Source organism: Vibrio sp. QJM3NY_26 (genome assembly GCF_057786005.1).
On record NZ_CM173515.1, the window covers coordinates 1,205,592 to 1,225,922 of the forward strand.

General features: G+C 44.7%; 18 protein-coding genes. 10 read left to right on the forward strand and 8 right to left on the reverse strand.

The genetic code is table 11. The features are described 5' to 3' along the window. Positions 1–28 precede the first annotated feature (28 nt). The 6 genes from AC3CH4_RS05435 to pspF all read right to left on the reverse strand — a co-directional run bounded on the left by AC3CH4_RS05435 (position 29) and on the right by pspF (position 6,392). Positions 29–811, reverse strand: a complete 783-nt coding sequence (locus AC3CH4_RS05435) for a peptide ABC transporter ATP-binding protein (RefSeq protein WP_004734598.1) — start codon at positions 809–811, stop codon at positions 29–31. Continuing rightward, positions 808–1,809, reverse strand: a complete 1,002-nt coding sequence (locus AC3CH4_RS05440; RefSeq protein WP_017078997.1) for a peptide ABC transporter ATP-binding protein — start codon at positions 1,807–1,809, stop codon at positions 808–810. The genes AC3CH4_RS05435 and AC3CH4_RS05440 overlap by 4 nt, the downstream gene beginning before the upstream one ends. Then, positions 1,809–2,696 carry a putrescine export ABC transporter permease SapC gene (sapC, locus tag AC3CH4_RS05445; protein WP_017078998.1) on the reverse strand — a complete coding sequence of 296 codons (888 nt, stop codon included), beginning with the start codon at positions 2,694–2,696 and terminating at the stop codon, positions 1,809–1,811. Before sapC ends, AC3CH4_RS05440 begins: the two co-directional genes overlap by 1 nt. After that, entirely contained in the window at positions 2,683–3,645 is a 963-nt protein-coding gene (locus AC3CH4_RS05450; protein ID WP_004734601.1) for an ABC transporter permease, read from the reverse strand. The genes sapC and AC3CH4_RS05450 overlap by 14 nt, the downstream gene beginning before the upstream one ends. Continuing rightward, positions 3,645–5,267 carry an ABC transporter substrate-binding protein SapA gene (gene sapA, locus AC3CH4_RS05455; protein WP_061022627.1) on the reverse strand — a complete coding sequence of 541 codons (1,623 nt, stop codon included), beginning with the start codon at positions 5,265–5,267 and terminating at the stop codon, positions 3,645–3,647. Before sapA ends, AC3CH4_RS05450 begins: the two co-directional genes overlap by 1 nt. Before the next feature lie 102 nt (positions 5,268–5,369). Then, the gene (gene pspF / locus AC3CH4_RS05460; RefSeq protein WP_114633242.1) at positions 5,370–6,392 is read right to left on the reverse strand and encodes a phage shock protein operon transcriptional activator; all 1,023 of its coding nucleotides are present in this window, start codon (positions 6,390–6,392) and stop codon (positions 5,370–5,372) included. A gap of 316 nt (positions 6,393–6,708) precedes the next feature. Between pspF and pspA the strand changes: the two genes are divergently transcribed. The 9 genes from pspA to AC3CH4_RS05505 all read left to right on the forward strand — a co-directional run bounded on the left by pspA (position 6,709) and on the right by AC3CH4_RS05505 (position 15,595). Then, positions 6,709–7,380, forward strand: coding sequence for a phage shock protein PspA (pspA, locus tag AC3CH4_RS05465; protein ID WP_488543421.1), 672 nt, complete (start codon positions 6,709–6,711; stop codon positions 7,378–7,380). A gap of 14 nt (positions 7,381–7,394) precedes the next feature. Then, positions 7,395–7,628 (forward strand): envelope stress response membrane protein PspB, encoded by a 234-nt coding sequence (pspB, locus tag AC3CH4_RS05470; protein WP_171307772.1) that lies wholly within the window; start codon positions 7,395–7,397, stop codon positions 7,626–7,628. After that, positions 7,621–8,007: an envelope stress response membrane protein PspC gene (gene pspC / locus AC3CH4_RS05475; protein WP_029405178.1), complete on the forward strand. Its 387-nt coding sequence runs from the start codon at positions 7,621–7,623 to the stop codon at positions 8,005–8,007. Before pspB ends, pspC begins: the two co-directional genes overlap by 8 nt. 157 nt (positions 8,008–8,164) lie before the next feature. Next, positions 8,165–9,199, forward strand: a complete 1,035-nt coding sequence (locus AC3CH4_RS05480; protein WP_017086192.1) for an efflux RND transporter periplasmic adaptor subunit — start codon at positions 8,165–8,167, stop codon at positions 9,197–9,199. Between the two features lies 1 nt (position 9,200). Beyond that, on the forward strand, positions 9,201–10,286 hold the full coding sequence (locus tag AC3CH4_RS05485; protein WP_065205529.1) for an efflux RND transporter periplasmic adaptor subunit: 1,086 nt from the start codon (positions 9,201–9,203) through the stop codon (positions 10,284–10,286). After that, positions 10,279–13,389: an efflux RND transporter permease subunit gene (locus AC3CH4_RS05490; protein WP_017083278.1), complete on the forward strand. Its 3,111-nt coding sequence runs from the start codon at positions 10,279–10,281 to the stop codon at positions 13,387–13,389. The genes AC3CH4_RS05485 and AC3CH4_RS05490 overlap by 8 nt, the downstream gene beginning before the upstream one ends. Positions 13,390–13,465: 76 nt before the next feature. Beyond that, positions 13,466–14,032 carry a DNA-3-methyladenine glycosylase I gene (locus tag AC3CH4_RS05495; RefSeq protein WP_488543422.1) on the forward strand — a complete coding sequence of 189 codons (567 nt, stop codon included), beginning with the start codon at positions 13,466–13,468 and terminating at the stop codon, positions 14,030–14,032. Positions 14,033–14,141: 109 nt separating this feature from the next. Continuing rightward, complete coding sequence (locus AC3CH4_RS05500) at positions 14,142–15,134, forward strand: winged helix-turn-helix domain-containing protein (protein ID WP_488543423.1); 993 nt, start codon at positions 14,142–14,144, stop codon at positions 15,132–15,134. Beyond that, positions 15,125–15,595 carry a hypothetical protein gene (locus AC3CH4_RS05505; RefSeq protein WP_017079009.1) on the forward strand — a complete coding sequence of 157 codons (471 nt, stop codon included), beginning with the start codon at positions 15,125–15,127 and terminating at the stop codon, positions 15,593–15,595. Before AC3CH4_RS05500 ends, AC3CH4_RS05505 begins: the two co-directional genes overlap by 10 nt. A gap of 85 nt (positions 15,596–15,680) precedes the next feature. On the opposite strand, the gene AC3CH4_RS05510 is transcribed toward AC3CH4_RS05505, so the two are convergent. Together AC3CH4_RS05510 and cls are read right to left on the reverse strand one after the other, a co-directional pair. Further along, complete coding sequence (locus tag AC3CH4_RS05510; RefSeq protein WP_017094405.1) at positions 15,681–16,865, reverse strand: cystathionine beta-lyase; 1,185 nt, start codon at positions 16,863–16,865, stop codon at positions 15,681–15,683. A 183-nt stretch (positions 16,866–17,048) separates the two neighbouring features. Further along, positions 17,049–18,503: a cardiolipin synthase gene (cls, locus tag AC3CH4_RS05515; protein WP_004734615.1), complete on the reverse strand. Its 1,455-nt coding sequence runs from the start codon at positions 18,501–18,503 to the stop codon at positions 17,049–17,051. A gap of 367 nt (positions 18,504–18,870) precedes the next feature. On the opposite strand from cls, the gene AC3CH4_RS05520 reads away from it, so the two are divergent. Then, positions 18,871–20,304 carry a sodium-dependent transporter gene (locus tag AC3CH4_RS05520; RefSeq protein WP_012604350.1) on the forward strand — a complete coding sequence of 478 codons (1,434 nt, stop codon included), beginning with the start codon at positions 18,871–18,873 and terminating at the stop codon, positions 20,302–20,304. Positions 20,305–20,331: the final 27 nt, after the last annotated feature.

A 20,331-nucleotide genomic window follows, 5' to 3' on the forward strand; every position in this document is an offset into this window, starting at 1 on the left:
CCTTTGTTAAACGTAGCGTGATTCGAGGTTAGTGGTTCGGCGCTTTGGAGAAATGGCTCTCAACTAATCTTTGTGTGATTTGGTGAGTTGGATTGGTTAGCACTTGATCCGTTTCCCCACTCTCAACCACATTACCTTCGTGCATGACGATGATTTTGTCTGTAATGTGCTTAACAATACCGAGGTGTTGAGATACATAAACGAACGATACGCCCATCTCTTCTTGTAACTCTAAGAACAGGTTGATGATTTGCGAGCGCATTGCCATGTCTAAACCATTCAACGCCTCATCCGCAACGATGATCGATGGCTGAAGAATCAAGGCACGAGCCAAACAAACCCTTTGTTTCTGACCTGCAGCCAGCATCTGCGGGTAGAAGTAAGCATGTTCCGGTAGAAGACCCACACGTAATAGGGTGTCTTTCACACGACGCATACGGGCTTCTGGTGGCATATTGGTGTTTCGCTTTAATGGACCTTCAAGAATTCGACCAATCTGAATGCGCGGGTTAAGCGAGGTGTTCGGATCTTGGAAGATCATTCGAATCAGCTTACAGCGAGTCGAGTAGTCCTTGTGCTCTAGCTTTTCACCGTTCACACGAATCTCGCCCGCAGTTGGCTCTACCATGCCCGCTAGCATTCTTGCTAATGTCGACTTTCCTGAACCATTCTGACCGATAAAACCAATCGTCTGTCCCGCCTCAAGCGAAAAGCTGACTGGTTTCACTGCCTGATGAATCTTTTTACGGAAAAGACCAGAGCGAGTCGTAAAGTCTTTAGATAAATCAATGACTTCTAATAATGCACTCATGATTTCTTTTTCTTCTCCATATTAAGAGGGAAGTGACAATTGAACTTATGGTTTTTGATTCGTTTGGTATAAGGAATCTCAACACATTGCCTTTGCGCATACGGGCAACGTGGTCCTAGTCGACAACCAATAGGAAGGTGCTGCAACGGAGGGATTGAACCTGGCAAAGACTGTAGCTTCTCTTTATGAGGAATCCAGTCGTTAAAGTCAGGCATCGCTTTCAGTAGAGCGACGGTATATGGGTGTTTAGGTGCATCTAACAGCTTCTGCGTATCCGCTGATTCCACAGACTGACCACAGTACATAACGGTAATGCGAGTTGCCCATTGGGTAATGGTGGTTAAGTCATGGCCGATCAGCACGATGGTCGTGTTATTGATCTGATTCATACGACTCAACAGACGCAATATTTGAGACTGTGTGATCGGATCTAGATCGTTGGTTGGTTCATCAGCGATCAAGACTTTTGGTTTGGCTGCGATCGCCATGGCGATCATGACTTTTTGACACTCACCATCGGTCAACTCATAAGAGTAACTATCCATAAGACGAGAGTGATCTTTAATACCGACTTTGTGCAGCAGAGCGATGGCCTGTTTCTTACGCCATTTGAATCTCTGCCACCACCGACCTTCAAACGAATAGGAAGGAATCGCTTCAATCAGTTGATGGCCCACTTTTTCAGATGGATCAAGACAGGAGGATGGCTCTTGAAAGATCATCGCGATATCACGAGCAATAACTCGGCGTCGTTCTTTGGGTGTCAGTTGCAGGAGGTCGATATTGCCAAGGCGCATTCGGTCTGCAGAAACCTTCCAGTTTTCTTTACATACTCCGACGATCGCTTTTGCAACCAAGCTCTTGCCTGAGCCTGATTCACCTACTAAGCCGCGAATTTCCCCTTCATTGAGGGTAAGACTCATTCTATCAACGGCTTTAACCATCCCTTGAGGGGTCTCAATCTCGATGGTTAGATGTCGAATATCAAGTAAAGGCATTATTCGATTCCTGCATTTAGCGCTTGGCGAACACCTTCACCGACGAGGTTAATCACGATCACTGTAAACATAATGGCTAAACCGGGTAGGGTTACTGTCCATGGTGCGAGGTAAATCAGCTCTACAGAGTCACCCAAGATTGAGCCCCATTCGGTACTTGGTGCTTGAGCGCCAAGCCCTAAGAAACCCAAAGCCGTGATATCAAGAATGGCGACTGACAATGCCAGCGTAATTTCAAGTGCCACCACGGTAAGAATATTAGGAAGGATTGAATTCCATAAAAGGTAGAAGTCGTTCGCACCATCGAGGCGAGAGGCCAAAATATAGTCTTTTTCTACCTCAGCGTGCACGGCAATGTATACCGAACGAATAAAGCGTGGAATCAATGCTAAACATAAGGCAAGCAAGATATTAAACTCGCCAAAACCAAGAAACGCCACGAAGATAATGGCCAGTAACAGAGACGGAATCGACATAACGGTATCAAGCAGGTGGTTTAGCGTGCTTGATAGTAATCCACGAGTCATCCCCGCAAGTACGCCAATCAGGCAACCAATGACTGCTGCGATAAAGGTAATCACAACCGCGGCACCAAACGTCAGCTGAGAGCCGATAATCAGACGAGAAAGAATATCTCGGCCTAAGTCATCGGTACCTAAGAAATACTCAACTGTTCCTGAGGGATCCCAAGAGGGTGGGGTTAACAGGTGTCCCGTTTGTTCTTGAGCATCATGCGGAGCTAGCCATGGTGAAGTGACGGTGATTAGAATGATTAAGGCCAAACACCACAGTCCAAACATAGCGAGATTATTGCCACGGAAGCTGCGCCAGAAACGCTCGAACTGGGTTGGAATCTGCTCTTCTTGGTAGACGTTATTTGTTAGCATACCATTCCTTCCTTACCAGTGGATTCACCATCGCGCCCAATAGATCGGACAGAATGTTTGCGGTCAAAACCAAGGTTGCTACCACGATTACGCCAGCTTGAATTGAAACGTAATCTTGATTAGATAAAGCATCCAATAACCAGCGGCCAATACCCGGCCAGTTAAAGATAGACTCGGTAATAATAGCGAGCGTTAACATACTTGATAGTTGAACGCCGACCTTAGGAATAATCGGTGGTATCGCATTTCTTAACACGTGCTGCGTAACGATCTCTCTTGTTGAAAGACCTTTAATTCGTGCGGCGCGGATGTAGTTTTGCGTCATCACTTCAGCCACTGACGCTCTCATCAGTCGAATTACCTGAGTCGTTGGGGCGAGTGCCAATACAAGACAAGGTAACGCCATATGTTCGATAACACTCTGCAGTGCGTGTGCTCGATAACGACCTTCAGCAAAAAAGGCATCAATGATAGCAAAGCCAGTGACGTGTTCAATTTCGTAAAGTAGATCGTATCTGCCGCCCACTGGAAACATTTCAAAGTGTAAAGAGAACACCATGATCATCAGTAGTGCGACCCAAAATATAGGTGCAGAGTAACCAGCCATTGAAGTAAACGATATGGTGGTATCGACAAACTTGCCCTGTCTCATGCCAGCAATAGTGCCGAAAGGGATGCCGATAAACAACGCAAGCACAAAAGCAAAGAAACACAGTTCTAACGTTGCAGGGAATACCACGACAAGCTCATCGATGATAGGCGCTCCGTGTTTGCTCAAGCCAAAGTTCAGTGTCGATAATTCTGTGATGTAGCTAAGCCAACCGGGCCAAAAATCTTGAATCGCCCAAGGTGAGGTTTGGTCTAGTCGAAGCAGAGCGAACCCCACTAACGTCAGGATCCCCAGTGTAATAATGAATAAGTTTACACGTCTTAATGTATACCAAAACATCACTGCACCTCTCTTCTGACTTGATCAAAAGGTTGAGCATTGAACGGGCTCTGCTTAAAGCCACTTAGCGAACGATCGTGCACGCGGAATTGCACGCCATGAGCGAGAGGAATCACAGGAACTTCTTCATTGAGAATGTTTTGGGCTTGTCGATACAAGTTCACACGGTGCCTTTGTTGATTGATCTCTAATGCTAAGTCGAGAAGGAAATCAAAGTCTGAATTACACCACATAGAGACGTTTAATCCTGCTCGTTCTGAGCTACATGAAAGAAGCGGACGTAAGAAGTTGTCCGGGTCGCCCGTATTGCCGATCCAACCTGTGAGCAACAAGTCTGTTGAGGAAATGGATGACAGCTGCGTACGATCAAATCGGTCGTCGGTATAGAGCTTAAGTTCGATACCAATATCAGCTAAATTTGCTTGGATTAATTCTGCCGTTTTCCTTGGGCTCGGATTGTAGGCTCTTGGCTCTAATGGCACCCACATTGAAAGCTCTAGCCCAGGTTCTACCCCGGCTTCTTTAAGAAGCGCAACTGCGTAGTTGCGGTCATAGCGAACTTGAACACTGTCTTTTTGATAAGCCCAAGAAGTAGGGGGAAGTAAGGTGTAGGCTTTTGTACCTGTACCGTAGTACACAGAATCAAGAATGTTCTGACGATTGATAGCTAAGTTCAGCGCTTTGCGCACTCGTGAGTCACGCAGTGCAGGGTGCTCGGTGTTCAGTGCGATGAAAGAGACATTAACCGCAGGCGTGGCGGAAATCTTCAACTCTTCATGTGCTTGAATAATAGGAATCTGACTAGAAATCGGTGAGTTCAATACATCACACTCACTACGAAGTAGCTTGGCAAGAGTCCCTGTCCCACGTTGTGAAGTATCAAACACAACTTGGTCCATTTCTACGTCACCCTTCCAATAGTGCTTGTTCTTTTTCAAGCGTACTAGGTCGTTTATTTGATATTCATCCAAGTAGAAAGGACCTGTGCCAACGGGCTTGGAGTCTATTTCATTCTTTTCATCCGTAGCAATGAGTTTATTGGCATATTCTTTAGAGTGAATGACCGCATAGCTGGTGGCGATATTGTTGAGGAATGAATTGTCTGGGCGACTTAATTGGAATTTCACTGTCAGGTCATCAACCGCAGTGATATCGACGATCAGGTTTTGGAAGTCGATACCAGCAAACCATGGGTATAGGCCGCCGCCCACATAATGAAATGGGTTTGAGCTATCAATGATTCGCTCAAAACTAAAGACCACATCTTGTGCATTCATACTGCGAGTTGGGGTAAACCAGTCTGTGGTTTGAAACGCAACATTAGGGCGCAGTTTGAAAGTGTACTCTGTACCCGATTCATCGACAGACCAGCTTGTTGCCAAGTTCTGTTTTGGTCGATAAGTCATTGGATCAAGAGTGAGCAGTGTATCGAAAATTTGAGGGCTCAGCGATTCTGAGGTAATGCCACTATCAACCAGTTGTGGGTTGAAAGTACTAGGATTACCTTGGCCGCAATAAATGAAGCCTTTTTCACGGATTTGCTCGTGATTCACACTCTCACCACATCCAGCTAAAAAGCTCAGCGTGCAGATGCTCAGTGATAGTCTTATTAGTGCTTTCATAAAAAGAAATACTTTTCGAAACGAGGCGTTAGAGGAGCCTCAAGATCCGGACAATTTAACATTTTATTTATTCGGCTCCAAATAATAATCAAGTGCTGACAGCTATTTATCGTTAGCTTGTCCGACAATCGCGTACTTCCTCACCATTCCACGTAATTGGTTGTAGGTTAATCCAAGTAATTCTGCTGCTTGTTTCTGGTTGTACTTGCTTTGCTTTAGGGCTTGATTGAGCAGCTTGATGTCTTGTTGTTCTTGCCATGCTTTGTAATCAAGTGGCAAAGAAAACGAGCTCTCTGATGAAGTATGGCTGTTGGACGGCGCATTGCCAATTTCATGCGTGGAATCTTGATCTATTTTCCATGCGGGTTTGAATGGGTTAAACACCAAAGATTCAATAGGATATGGGTCTTTACCGTGCTGGTAGACTGCGCGCTCAATAACGTTCTTGAGTTCTCGCACATTCCCTGGCCATGAATAATCTAGCAGCGCCTCTAAGGCAGACGGAGCAAAGCCAACAAACAACTCCAATTCTAATTCACGGCACATCTTAATGGCGTAGTATTCCGCCAGCAGCGTGATGTCTTCTTTTCGCTCTCGAAGAGGGGGAATAGTAATCACGTCAAACGCTAGCCTGTCCAATAAGTCAGCTCTGAATTCGCCCCTTAATGCCATGTCTGGCAAGTCAGCGTTGGTGGCGCAAACCAGTCTTACGTTGGCACTTAAAGCTTTTTGTCCGCCGACACGTTCATACTGCCCGTATTCAATAACGCGCAATAGCTTCTCTTGAACGGCTAGGGGCGTGGTTGCGAGCTCATCAAGAAACAGTGTTCCACCTTCCGCTCTTTCAAATCGACCCTGATGACGACCTTTTGAACCAGTAAAGGAACCAGACTCATGACCAAACAACTCAGAATCAATCAAACCTTCACTGAGCGTTGAGCAATTAAGTGAGATCAACGGCTGATCCCATCGCCTTGAAAGGTAATGCAGCCTTTGAGCTATGAGCTCTTTACCCGTACCACGCTCTCCAATGATCAGGATCGGTCTTTCGATTGGTGCGAGTTGAGATACTTTATCTAAAACGGAGAGAAAACTGGGTGATTCACCAATGAGGTTCTGCTGCATAGCGGGTCCTTGTGCGATTTGAGCGCCGATGGATGTGATTTAGAGAGCTTTATTTAAGTCACGTCATGTAAATAGCTTAAGTATAAGAGTCGTAGTGGTGAAAAATACCAATACTTGGCTAAATTCATCATAGCATGGTTCGGGTTAATCACCATTTTATTGTAAGTATCTGATAATAAATGGCTTAAAAGTTGGCACGCTACTTGGATTACTTATGGTAGGTTTAACAACAAACGTAAATTTTTGAGCAAGTGGATTGAGAAATCGAATAACGCTTTAAAGCACATTTGCCATCATTGTAATTAAGGAGTTCCTCATGGGTATTTTTTCTCGCTTTGCAGACATTGTAAATTCGAACATCAGTGCACTTTTAGACAAGGCTGAAGATCCTGAAAAGATGATTCGCCTGATTATCCAAGAAATGGAAGATACGCTGGTTGAGGTTCGCACTAACTCCGCTAAAGCTATCGCAGATAAAAAAGAGTTAGCACGTAAAGTTGAAGCTATCGAAACTCAGATTCTAGATTGGCAAAACAAAGCGACACTAGCACTGACTAAACAACGTGAAGACTTAGCTAGAGCGGCGCTAATCGAAAAGCAAAAACTTGAAGATATCATCAGAAGCCTTCACACAGAGCAAACCTTGGTTCACGAAACCATCGAAAAGCTGACCAGTGAGATTGGTAAGCTCGAAACCAAAATCGTAGAAACTCGCGCAAAGCAGCAAGCATTGATGATTCGTAATAATGCTGCGAGCAATCGTCGTGATGTTCAAAAACATCTGCATTCAAGCAAAACCAACGAAGCAATGGCGAAGTTTGAACAATTCTCGCGTAAAGTGGATGAATTAGAAGCCGAAGCGGACGTTTACGCGAAAACAGGTAACGCAAAATCTTTAGACCAAGAGTTTGCAGAGTTACAAGCTCAAGATGAAATTGAAAAAGAGCTGGCGAAACTGAAGCAACAAGTTGAAAACCGCGATAAATAATTTAGGAGTTGTCTATGTCAACATTTCTAATTGCAGGCCCACTGATTGTCTTTTTAATCTTCGTGGCACCGCTATGGTTGTTCTTACATTACCGCAGCAAGAAGAAATCTAGCAATGGTCTTTCAGAAACGGATCTTCAGCGTTTGCACAAGCTTTCTGCTCAAGCTGAATCGATGCAAGGTCGAGTGAAAACGCTAGAGAAAATACTGGATGCGGAGTCACCTAACTGGAGACGAAACTATGAGTAGAGAACTGTATCGCGACCCTATTAACGGTAAGCTGTCTGGCGTGTGTGCAGGGTTAGCGAACTATTTTGGCTTGGAAGTGTGGTTGGTTCGCATCTTGGTTATCTCGGCGGCACTGCTTGGTGGTAGCTTTTTGGTGTTATTAGCGTATTTAGCTTTGACATTTATGCTTGAAAAACAACCACCTCAGTATGTCGATCAGATGAAAGCCAAACAAGAGCACACGCTGAAGCAAAAACCTTGGGAAAAAGGGCAAACCGCAGAGTCGTTATTGGGCACTTTAGAGGGTGATTTCCAGAAATTAGAGACCAGTGTCCGCAATATGGAAGCTTATGTGACTTCGGATACTTTCAAAGTCGATCGCGCATTTAAGAACATGTAGTGGTAAATCTGAAAAACATTAGATAACGGTTTAGGAAAATTTATTCCAAGCCGTTATTTTTTTTAATAATTTTGTCTCAATAAATCTTACGATAGCTGGTAAGTTACATGTGATTAATCTATGTTATAAAAATATTTATAGTTATGGATGATCACTAATGTATAGAGCCTCCGTTGTCCTATTGACAGCCCTAGCTGGGTTGTCTGGGTGTGGTAAGGAGCTTCCTCCCGTACCTGAACCTGATTCTAGACCCGCCAAACTCTTCACTGTCTCCGTCGGTAGTAATGCCTTTGAACGTAGCTTTCCTGCCACTACAGAAGCAGGTGACAAAGCAGTACTGGCATTTCGTGTTCCAGGGCTACTTCAGACTATCGATGTCACATCCGGTCAACAGGTTACCAAAGGTGATGGGCTTGCAACGCTTAATCCTGACGAATATCAGTTGTTAGAGAAGCAAGCGAGAGCCAACTTTAAGCTTGCCGATGTTCAATACCAACGTTCAATTAAGTTGCGCAAAGATCGCGTCGTATCTGAGCAAGACTTCGACCAAGCGAAAGCTAATCATAATTCTGCTAAAGCGGTGCTTAACCAAGCAAAAGCCAACCTACGTTATACCACTTTGGTAGCGCCTTACGATGGTACTATCTCCATCATTCCTGCTGAAAACCATGAATATATCGCTGCCAAACAAGGCGTGATGAATATTCAAACGAATCAAATCCTCAAAGTCGTATTCTTATTACCCGACCAACTTATCACGCGCTTTTCTTCAGGGTTTGAGACGGATGCAACCATGGTTTTTGATGCTTTTCCGGGTAGCTCCTACGCTTTAGCATTCCAAGAAGTGGATACCGAAGCGGATCCCAAAACCGGGTCGTACAAAGTCACCATGGTAATGGAGAGACCAACCGATGTTGGTATTTTGCCGGGTATGTCAGGCACGGTTCATTTAGTTTCAGCGTTAGCGGCCGCCACAAAAATTCCCACATCAGCAATGATGACTGATGGGGATGATGTCTCTGTGTGGCGCGTGAATAGCGACGGTATTGTTGAAAATGTCGCAATCATCATCGATGAAAAACGCCATATTGTTTCAGGGTTGAACGATGGTGATCGCATCGTAACTTCTGGTGTTAATGGTCTTGAACCGGGCGTTAAAGTTCGAGAGTGGATCAAGGAAAGGGGGCTATAACATGAAAACACTTAAAGTGGCCGCTGGACTGTCGTGTTTGGCTTTACTTACGGCTTGTGAAGATAAACAAGTTGTAGAAGTGAATAACACACCCTTGGTTAAAGCTATCGAGATTTCAGTCATCGATTTTAGCGACAAACTCTATTTCCCTGCGGTTGCAAACGCTGCCGAGAAGGCTCACCTCAGCTTTCGAGTCGCTGGTGAAATCAATAAGCTTGATGTGAAAGAAGGTGAGCGTGTTTCACAAGGAGACATCATTGCAGAGCTTGACCCGACCGATTATCAACTGGATGTCGACAATGCTCAGGCGCGTTACACGGTAATTAACAGTCAATACAGACGTTCAAGTCCGCTAGTGAAGAAAGGTTTATTGGCGAAGTCACAGTTTGATGAAATTGCTGCTCAGCGCCAGATCGCTTATGCCGAGCTTGAACTCGCAAAACTGCGTTTGTCGTTCACTAAGCTTCGTGCCCCTGTTGATGGGATCATTTCTCGTGTCAGTGTCGACCAATATGAAAATATTCAGGTAGGCCAACAAGTGGTAAATATCCACAGTGTCGAAGATGTTGAGGTTGTTATTCAGCTGCCTGACCAAATCTACGTCAACCAACCGAGTGAACAACTGTTATCGAACGTTGAGGCTGTGGTTAGAGTGCCAAGTGGTAATGAATACTCTGCAGGTATTAAGGAGTTCACCACTGAACCTGACCCAAGCACGGGCACGTTTACGGTGACGCTTGCTTTGCCAATGCCCGAAGATGATTTGATTCTGGACGGTATGGCCGTTGAGGTGACATCAAATGGGCGAGATATCGGCTTGGAGTTAAAAGCTGGGGTACTTATCCCAATCGAAGCTGTGTTTAATGCGGATGGCGATGATTTAACGCGTCAGAACTCTTATGTATGGGTGCTTAATGACGACAGTACCGTCTCGAAACAGCAAGTCGTATTAGGAAAAGCAAATCAGAAAACATTGCAGGTCATGAAAGGATTGGAAATGGGGCAGCATGTCGTTGTTGCAGGCATATCGCGATTGCGAGATGGGATGACAGTGGAAGTATTGTCTCAGGAGACGAACAATGAGTGAAGTAAATAACAAGCCCCAAAATGACGATCAACAAGGTGATGATCAGATCACAGGTGTTGCTTCTTACTTTATACGTAACAAAGTCATTAGCTGGATGCTATCTCTGATCTTTCTTATTGGTGGTGTCTCTGCCTTTTTCGGCTTGGGTCGTTTAGAAGATCCTGCCTTTACCATCAAAGATGCGATGGTTGTGACCTCTTACCCAGGGGCCACACCTCAACAAGTCGAAGAAGAAGTTACTTACCCACTAGAAAAAGCGATTCAGCAACTTACCTATGTGGACGAAGTGAACTCTATCTCTAGCCGCGGCCTATCACAGGTAACGGTGACGATGAAGAACAACTACGGCCCAGATGATCTTCCGCAAATATGGGATGAACTTCGCCGAAAAGTGAATGATCTCAAGGTTGAACTGCCACCCGGCGTCAATGATCCTCAAGTCATCGATGACTTCGGTGACGTTTACGGTATTTTGCTGGCGGTGACGGGAGATGGCTATAGCTACAAAGAGTTGCTGGATTACATTGATTACCTAAGGCGAGAGCTAGAGTTGGTTGATGGGGTCAGTAAAGTCTCCGTTTCTGGCCAACAACAAGAGCAAGTGTTCATTGAGATATCGATGAAACGGATAAGCTCTCTGGGTCTGTCTCCAAGCACGGTATTTAACCTTTTATCGACTCAAAATATTGTATCAAGTGCAGGAGCGGTAAGGATTGGTGATGAATATATTCGAATCCATCCAACCGGTGAGTTCCAAAACGTTGAACAGCTTGGAGATTTGATTCTTACGGAAGGTGGCGCTCAAGGGCTTATCTATCTAAAAGATGTGGCGAATGTAACTCGTGGTTACGTTGAGGTACCGAGTAACATCATTGGTTATAACGGCGAACTCGCGCTTAACCTGGGTGTCTCTTTTGCGCAAGGCGTGAACGTGGTCGCAGTGGGTGAAGACTTTGATCGAAGACTCGCCGAGCTTAAATATCAACAACCCGTCGGTATCGACATCTCCGAGGTTTATAACCAACCTAAAGAGGTGAACAAGTCGGTAAGCGGATTTGTGGTGAGTTTAGGGCAGGCGGTTGCGATCGTAATCGTGGTGTTACTGTTCTTCATGGGAGTACGATCGGGCCTGTTGATTGGCTTAATACTGCTATTGACCGTATTCGGCACCTTTATTTTCATGCAGTACTTCAAAATCGATCTTCAACGTATTTCACTGGGCGCGTTGGTTATTGCCTTGGGGATGCTGGTGGATAATGCCATTGTGGTGGTGGAAGGGATATTGATCGGCACGCAGAAGGGGAGGACCCGGATGCAGGCCGCCACTGATATCGTGACCCAAACCAAATGGCCACTGCTTGGCGCAACGGTGATTGCGGTCACCGCGTTTGCTCCAATAGGTTTGTCTGAAGATTCAACGGGCGAATACTGTGGCACCTTGTTCACGGTGCTATTGATTTCATTGATGCTGAGTTGGTTTACCGCCATCTCGATCACGCCGTTTTTTGCCGATATCTTCTTCAGAGGACAGAAGGTTGATCCCGATAACGAAGGCAAAGACCCATACAACGGGATGGTTTTTGTTATCTATAAAAACTTCCTTGAGTTCTGTATGAAACGCGCGTGGCTAACCATGATCGTTCTGGTGATTGGTTTAGGTGCGAGTGTGTACGGTTTTGGCTTTGTGAAACAAGCATTCTTCCCATCTTCAACTACTCCGATGTTCCAAGTGGATGTTTGGATGCCAGAAGGTACTGATATTCGAGCTACTAATACCAAGTTGAGAGTGCTTGAGAGTTGGTTGTCGGAACAAAGTGAAGTTGAACATATCACGACCACAGCCGGTAAAGGTCTGCAGCGTTTCATGTTGACCTACTCACCCGAGAAGAGTTATAGCGCGTATGGCGAAATCACGGTTCGTGTGAAAGATTATCAGGTACTTGAGGGGCTGATGCGTCGCTTCCGTGAACACGTTGACAGTCAGTTCCCAGAAATTGATTACAAACTTAAGCAAATTGAATTAGGTCCTGGTGGCGGTGCGAAAATTGAGGCTCGAATCGTCGGTTCAGATCCAACCGTGCTACGTTCAATCGCAGCTCAAGTTATGGACATCATGCGTGCCGATGACGGAGCGTTTAACGTTCGTCATGATTGGCGTGAAAGAACTAAGGTCTTAGAGCCTCAGTTCAATGAAAGCCAAGCGCGTCGTTATGGTATTACCAAGTCTGACGTTGATGATTTCCTAGCGATGTCTTTCTCTGGTAAGTCGATTGGTGTGTATCGTGATGGTACTACGCTGATGCCTATTGTGGCTCGTTTACCTGAAGATGAGCGAATTGATATTCGCAACATCGAAGGTATGAAGATTTGGAGCCCGGCATTAAGCGAATACATTCCGTTGCAACAAGTGACGCTTGGCTACGAATTGGAATGGGAAGATCCACTTATCATCCGTAAGAACCGTAAGCGTATGCTGACGGTAATGGCCGACAACGACCTATTGGGTGAAGAAACGGCTTCGACGTTACAGAAACGCTTACAGCCACAAATTGAAGCGATTGAGATGCCACCGGGTTATTCGTTGGAGTGGGGTGGTGAATATGAGTCATCTGCTGATGCACAAGCGTCACTGTTTACCACTATGCCAATGGGTTACCTGTTCATGTTCTTGATTACCGTGTTCTTGTTCAACTCGGTCAAAGAGCCGTTGATTGTTTGGCTAACGGTTCCATTAGCGCTAATCGGAGTAACGACAGGCTTGTTAGCCTTGAATACACCATTTGGCTTTATGGCATTGCTAGGCTTCTTGAGTTTATCCGGGATGCTACTTAAGAACGGTATCGTATTACTTGATCAAATTGAGATTGAAATGAAATCAGGTAAAGACCCTTATGTTGCGGTAGTTGATGCAGCATTGAGTCGTGTTCGCCCAGTATGTATGGCAGCGATTACAACGATTCTAGGCATGATTCCGTTACTGCCTGACATCTTCTTCAAGCCAATGGCAGTAACCATTATGTTTGGTTTAGGCTTTGCGACTGTACTCACGCTAATCGTAGTACCTGTGCTGTATCGTTTATTCCATAAAATTGAAGTGGCTTAACGTCAACTAACCTTTGAAATAATGCCCCTATTTGGGGCATTATTTTTCTGTACGATTACTAAAAGAGACTATCGAAATGGAAGCGAATACAGTTGATAGAACGTGTGCATGGGCACTTAAGCACGAACTAGAAAGGGAATATCACGATGCAGAGTGGGGCGTGCCTGTTTATGATGACCAAGTTCTGTTTGAGTTCATTACTTTAGAAGGCGCTCAGGCGGGCCTAAGTTGGATTACGATCCTCAAAAAGCGTGAAGGGTATCGTGCCGCGTTCGATAATTACGATCTAAACAAGCTAGCTGAGTTGAATGAAGACAACGTGCCGCACATCATTGAAAACTTCGATGTGGTTAAGCATAAGGGCAAGATCGCCTCTGTATACGGTAATGCTCGAGCAACACTTGAACTCCAGAAAGAGTTTGGCTCTTTATCAAATGCTTTATGGCAATTTGTCGATAACAAAGTGATAGAGAACAACTGGACTGAGATGTCTCAAGTTCCCGCTTCTGCCGAGCAATCTAAAGCGATGAGTAAGTTTTTGAAGAAGAGAGGCTTTAAGTTTGTAGGTGAAACAATCTGTTACGCGTTTATGCAAGCGACAGGTATGGTTAATGATCATCTAGAAGGTTGTCCACACAAATAAAAGTGTTATTTCTCGTCGCGAAATAATTGCGTGAGAATTGGAAAATTTACTGGTCATTTGTAAACTATTCAATATCATATGCGACCGAATTCAAACCTAGAAGACGATAGTGAAACAACAAATCTACCAAATATGTGATGCTAGTTATGATCCCTTGCTTAGGCAGTTTGTGCGTGAAGATGGCCACGTAGAAACAATTGCGCCGTTAGAAGGTAAGGTGTTTCTATTCTTGCTTGAAAATGCTGGTGAGTGCATCGAGCGAGGTCTGATATTTGATAGGTGTTGGGGTAATGTAATTGTTTCAGAGCAAGCGCTGACTAACGTTATCTCAAAGATTCGAAAAACACTGTCTAGGGTAACTTGTGGTTGCGCGACGATTCGTACCGTTAGTAAGACGGGGTATTCTCTTGAAATCGACGAGTTGAGCCGGTCCACAGTAACTGAAGAGGTGCCTTCTCAAGCGAGTAAAGAAGTCTACGAACTAGGTGTCTCGCTTGCCGATTCTACGTTGAAGCAAAACGTACCTTTGTCCCAAGAAATGTCCCAAGAAATAACCCAAGACCCGTTAACAATAAATGAAGTCTTGATTGATGCAGATTCTGCGAAAGTTGTTTCTTCCGAGCTACCTAGTGACTCACATCTAGACCAGAGTGCAGTTAAGCAAGAACAGGCAAATGTCGTGTCTAATAGACATCTAGCTAACACCGGTTATTTGCTCGCTTTGGTTTGTGTCGCAGTAACGGCATTTAACCTTTTCCAAGCCTACTATACGCCTCTGCCTTATTTTATTGATAAAGCGGAATATCGTGACAGTTACACCGACAATACCAACCACTACTTCTTCCATATTGCTCATAATGACTCCTATTCGTTGCCTGCGGTCACTCAAAAGCTTACAGCGGTGATACCGAGCCACTGTAACGTTGATGTTTTTGTCCGTATTTACCCATCAGTCGACCAACCCGAAGATGACGCGTTATACATGTTGATTCAAAGGAAAGATGGTGAGGCTCTGAATTATAGTGCTTCGGTTTTCAATATAGAGTCGTCTTTTGATTCCTTTGCTCAGTATATGAAGAAGAGGAGTTACTTTTGCGACTAATTGGTTTACTCATTTTGGTGGTAATTGCTGCTGCAAGTTTTTTGCCAGAACAGAACGTATTAGCGGGCACTCGATGGCATTGCAAAACGATTAAAACTGATTTTTTATCTCAGGCATTCCAACCATATCAATCGCTTTATGAGCGTATAAGCCTTACTTTTCAATCTGACCATACCTTTAGCATGAGAGAGTTTGTGACGATTACAGAGCAAGACGGTAAGGAGAGTACTATGGAAAATCTGTATTTCGGGCACTATGAGCTTGATGGGAATAATTTGTCGATGAGCATTATAGATGTGAGAACGGCGACCCCTTTCCATGATCCAATTATTAACAATGAATATAGTGAGTATAAAGGGGTGACGATTGATTACGCTATTGCAGTTAAGGATCAGTCTTTGTACTTGTTTAATGAACACCGCTCTGAAATTTTCAATTGGGCGTGCTTTGACGTTCAGTAGCTTTTTAAAGCGATGTGTCTAATACGCTAATTTAAAAAGGCAGGAATATCCTGCCTTTTTGGTCTGAGTCTACTAACGCTTTAAATTAAACGAGCGCGTTGTAACGCTCCAATCCAGCCTCTAGGTCCGCAATCAGATCGTCAACGTCTTCTAAGCCGATATGAACACGTACCAAGGTTCCAGCGAAGTTAGGGTTCGCTACTGTTCTTAGGCTATCAAAGCTGTTCGGTTCGTTCGCTAAAATCAAGCTTTCAAAACCACCCCATGAGTAACCCATACTAAAGTGCGTCATACCATCAAGCAGCGCTGTGGTCGCTTTTGTATTTGAGTTCTTCAGCACGAAAGAGAACAAACCATTACCGCCAGTGAAATCTCGTTTGAAGAATTCATGGCCTGGGCAAGACTCAAGGGCAGGGTGGCGAACATGATCAACCTCAGGTCGAGTCTCCAACCATTTTGCGACTTTCAAGCTGCTCTCTGCATGTTGGCGTAGTCGAACGTCAAGAGTACGGATGCCACGAAGGGCAAGGTAAGCGTCATCTGGTGATACACATTGCCCCATCAAATAGCTCTGTTCTCTTAGTTGATCCCAACACTTCTCGTTGGCAACAGCCGTACCTAACATCACATCAGAGTGACCAACAATGTATTTGGTCGCAGCTTGAATCGAGATATCAACGCCAAAATCAAACGGTGAGAAGTTCACACCAGCAGCCCATGTGTTATCGAGCATCACGATGATGTCGTGTTCATGAGCAATACGCGCTAGCGTTGGAATGTCTTGCACTTCCATGGTGACTGACCCAGGAGATTCGGTAAACAGCACCTTAGTGTTTGGCTTAATAAGGTCTTGGATGCCTTCACCGATCGTTGGCTCGTAGTAGGTCGTCTCTACACCCATCTTCTTCATGATGGTGTCACAGAAATCACGCGTCGGTTCGTAGCAGGTGTCGACCATCAGAATATGATCGCCTGTTTCTACAAAAGAAAGAATGGCATTTGAAATGGCCGCAGTACCGCAAGGGTAAAGTGCACAGCCTGCGCCGCCCTCGACTTCAACCATGGCATCTTGGAAAGCGAAGTGAGTGTTGGTTCCACGGCGTCCGTAAAAAAGCGTTTTATTAGCGCGATTAATCGTAGCTTTACGCTTTTCTTCTACTGAGTTGAACACGACAGTAGAAGCGCGCTGTACTGGTGGGTTAACGACACCATTGGTCCACTTCTTATCACGACCTGCAGTGATCAGTTTAGTGGTTTTGTTCTCGGACATGCTGTGAATTCCTTATCAATCGGTTATGTCCTATTTAAAACATGCCAATAGCATTCAAAGCAAGAGCAGAGGGGGAGTTTTTATGCTTTTCTTTCGCTTTTTAACCTTTCACGTCGTTTATCGTGAAAGGTCAAAAATCTGATAAGCAGAGAGATATGAGTCGCAGTAGGTCCATTGATTGGATTACAGCAGTGGATTGAACAAATAGAACAATCGTTCGAAGAAGCGGTTACGTAAATTTCTCTGCTCCCATTGCTCCAATTCCACTGGATGAGATGATTCAATATAGGATTGCTGCAAATCAAACAGTTGCTTGGTGAAGTGCACGTCATCAACGGCTAGTGTCACTTCGAAGTTTAGCCAAAGGCTGCGCATGTCGATATTGACCGTTCCGATTAAGCAGAACTCTTCATCAATCACTACCGATTTGGTGTGAAGAAGGCCACCGTAAAATTCGTAAATCTTAACGCCAGCTTCAAGTAACTCTGTATAGAAAGCACGAGAAGCCCATTTAACCATCAATGAATCGTTGTTGTGTGGAATGATCAGTTCGACGTTTACGCCCCTTTGTGCTGTCATTTTTAGCGTTTCTAACAAGTCGGCACTCGGTACAAAATAAGGTGTAGTGATGCGCACAGAACGATTGGCTTGATTAATGGCAATAGTCAGAACTTGTAGGATCAAATATTCCGGCATACCAGGACCAGACGGAACGACCTGAACCGGATGGTGCGTCATTATTTCTTCAATCGGGCATTCAGGTAAATCAGGAAGAATGCGTTCGCCTGTTTCTACTTCCCAATCCCAACCATGAATAGCCGAAAGTACGTTAACGGTTGGCCCAGTGACTCGGACCATTACGTCGATCCATTGACCAACGCCTGAACTCTGTTTGAAATGCGCCGGATCCACCATGTTCATTGAACCGGTATAGGCGATGGATTCATCAATGACGATGATCTTACGGTGCTGTCTTAAATCAAGGCGACGTAAGAAAATACGCCATGGGCTTACTTCTAATGCTTGCACAACTTGCACACCAGCGTCTTTCATCATTGAACGCCAATGGCTTTTGAAAAAGCGTGGACTACCTGCTGAATCGAGTAAAACCTTAACATCTACGCCACGTTTGGCCGCTCGAATCAGTGCAGAGGCTACGGAGTCGGTTAGACCACCAGGATGCCAAATATAGAAAACCATTTTGATACTGGTTTGTGCGTTTTCTATATCTTCGATAATTGCGTGAAGGATCTCATTGGGTGAAGCTTGCAGTGAAAGTGTGTTTCCACTAAGTGCAGGGATACCCATTCGATTGTTACAAAGCTCATCAATCTTGTGGATTGGGGAGCCAACTTTACCTGGAAGGTGAACCTGACAATCATTTAATTGGCGGAACCAATCACCGAACGGAGTAAACATGCGATGTGCGCGCTCAGCCCGCTTTCTACCTAGGTTTAGCTCGCCGAAAAGGAAGTAACAGGCCACGCCAACAATCGGGATAATGTAGATAACCATCAACCACGCGAGAGAAACGCTCACAGAGCGTCGTTTTAGTACGACACGAAAGGTCACACCGGCGACGAGAACCCAGTACAAAGCAACGGAAGCTAAAGTTAAAAAATGGTAGAGCTTTTCCACATTGAATACTCGAAAAAAGAGACACTTAGATAGTAATGCTATTTTGAGGATATGGGAATTTAAGGAATCAACTATTTACAAAATAGAGCAAAAGCTGTAAACAGGTTATAGTTGTTAAGTTTTGGTTAACTTAAGACGAAAACGATTGTTTTGTATAAAAAGACGGCATTTAACCATAAAAATTTACATTGGTAACGAAATATGTACGGTTCGGACTTCCAATTTTATTCTTAAACTGGTTTACTTGCCATACAACGAGCGTCAATCAAATCTTTTAAGTGTGTAAATTTTTTTATACACCTTATCTTTTAAAGACGCCACCCAAAGCAAAACACAACATCACACAACACAAAAGTTTGGAGTACACGTGGCTACTAGTAATACAACCACAACACCCCGCGATACCTGGGGTTCGAAGTTAGGATTCGTAATGGCTGCAGCAGGTTCTGCTGTTGGTCTAGGTAACATCTGGAAATTCCCTTACACAGCAGGCGAAAGTGGCGGCGGTGCATTCGTTGCAATTTACCTGTTTTTTGTAATCTTCATCGGTTTCAGTGTCATGCTGACTGAATTTGCGATTGGCCGTCATACGCAAAAATCAGCAGTAGGTGCATTTAAATCAACTGACCGTCGTTGGACGTTCGCTGGTGTTATCGGCGTAGTCAGTGGTCTACTTATCATGGGTTTCTACCCTGTAGTAGGTGGCTGGTCTATCGCTTACATCGGTAAAATTGCTGGTGGTCTACTAGACGCACCTGAGGCAATTGGTGACAGCTTCGGTGGCTTTATCTCAAACCCAGTTCAACCACTTATGTGGATGGGCCTATACCTACTACTTAACGTTGTTATCGTTATGAAGGGTATTTCTGGCGGTATTGAGAAAGCGGGTAAGATTCTGATGCCACTTCTTTTCATCATCCTTATCGTGGTATCAATCAAAGGCCTAATGCTTCCGGGCGCGATGGCTGGTCTTGAATTCCTATTCAGCCCTGATTTCTCTAAAGTAGACAGCGGTGTAATTCTAGCTGCACTAGGTCAAGCATTCTTCTCACTATCTCTTGGTATGGGTTGTATGTTGACTTACGGTTCTTACCTTAAGAAGAAAGAGAACCTAGTTCAAACTACAGCTATGGTTACGGCGATGGATACAGGCGTTGCTATCCTAGCTGGTGTAGCTATGTTCCCTGCAATGTTCGCATTCGGTATGGAACCTGCAGCGGGTCCTGGTCTAGTATTCGTTGTTGTTCCTCAGCTATTCGCTGAAATGGGCGGCGTAGTTGGTCTGCTATTTGCTCTAATGTTCTTCGTTGGTCTAAGTGTTGCGGCACTGACTTCTTCAGTATCTCTACTTGAAGTTGTAGTTTCTTACCTAATCGATGAGAAAGGCATGAAGCGTGTGACTGCAGTACTGTCTGCAAGTGTAGTTATGGCGATTCTATGTATCTTCGCTTCTCTATCACTTGGCGGCTTCGGTCCAACATTGTTTGGTACTGGTGCATTCGATATCTTCGACTTACTAACGGATAAAATCTTCCTAGCAGTTGGCGGTATGTTGGTATGTATCTTCGCTGGTTGGAGACTAAACCGTGCTGACCTAGAGAAAGAAATCACTAACGACGGTGAAGTATCTTTCCCACTATTCGGCCTATGGTACACACTTGTTAAGTACATCATCCCAGTAGCTATCGCTATCGTAGCGTTCATGGGTATCTCTTCTGGCTTCGACAGCGGTAAAGGTGCAATCATGCTACTAGGTATTGGTATCATTGCTGGCTCAGCGCTTATCTCTAAGAAGTTATAGTTCTGAGAAGCTATAGTTTTAAGAAGC

What these genes read in the sequence shown, in the direction of transcription:
- AC3CH4_RS05435 (WP_004734598.1), bottom strand. Translation starts at nt 811, where the DNA reads ATGAGTGCATTATTAGAAGTCATTGATTTATCTAAAGACTTTACGACT.
- AC3CH4_RS05440 (WP_017078997.1), bottom strand. Translation starts at nt 1,809, where the DNA reads ATGCCTTTACTTGATATTCGACATCTAACCATCGAGATTGAGACCCCT.
- pspF (WP_114633242.1), bottom strand. Translation starts at nt 6,392, where the DNA reads ATGCAGCAGAACCTCATTGGTGAATCACCCAGTTTTCTCTCCGTTTTA.
- sapC (WP_017078998.1), bottom strand. Translation starts at nt 2,696, where the DNA reads ATGCTAACAAATAACGTCTACCAAGAAGAGCAGATTCCAACCCAGTTC.
- AC3CH4_RS05495 (WP_488543422.1), top strand. Translation starts at nt 13,466, where the DNA reads ATGGAAGCGAATACAGTTGATAGAACGTGTGCATGGGCACTTAAGCAC.
- pspB (WP_171307772.1), top strand. Translation starts at nt 7,395, where the DNA reads ATGTCAACATTTCTAATTGCAGGCCCACTGATTGTCTTTTTAATCTTC.
- pspC (WP_029405178.1), top strand. Translation starts at nt 7,621, where the DNA reads ATGAGTAGAGAACTGTATCGCGACCCTATTAACGGTAAGCTGTCTGGC.
- AC3CH4_RS05510 (WP_017094405.1), bottom strand. Translation starts at nt 16,865, where the DNA reads ATGTCCGAGAACAAAACCACTAAACTGATCACTGCAGGTCGTGATAAG.
- sapA (WP_061022627.1), bottom strand. Translation starts at nt 5,267, where the DNA reads ATGAAAGCACTAATAAGACTATCACTGAGCATCTGCACGCTGAGCTTT.
- AC3CH4_RS05485 (WP_065205529.1), top strand. Translation starts at nt 9,201, where the DNA reads ATGAAAACACTTAAAGTGGCCGCTGGACTGTCGTGTTTGGCTTTACTT.
- AC3CH4_RS05450 (WP_004734601.1), bottom strand. Translation starts at nt 3,645, where the DNA reads ATGTTTTGGTATACATTAAGACGTGTAAACTTATTCATTATTACACTG.
- AC3CH4_RS05490 (WP_017083278.1), top strand. Translation starts at nt 10,279, where the DNA reads ATGAGTGAAGTAAATAACAAGCCCCAAAATGACGATCAACAAGGTGAT.
- AC3CH4_RS05480 (WP_017086192.1), top strand. Translation starts at nt 8,165, where the DNA reads ATGTATAGAGCCTCCGTTGTCCTATTGACAGCCCTAGCTGGGTTGTCT.
- pspA (WP_488543421.1), top strand. Translation starts at nt 6,709, where the DNA reads ATGGGTATTTTTTCTCGCTTTGCAGACATTGTAAATTCGAACATCAGT.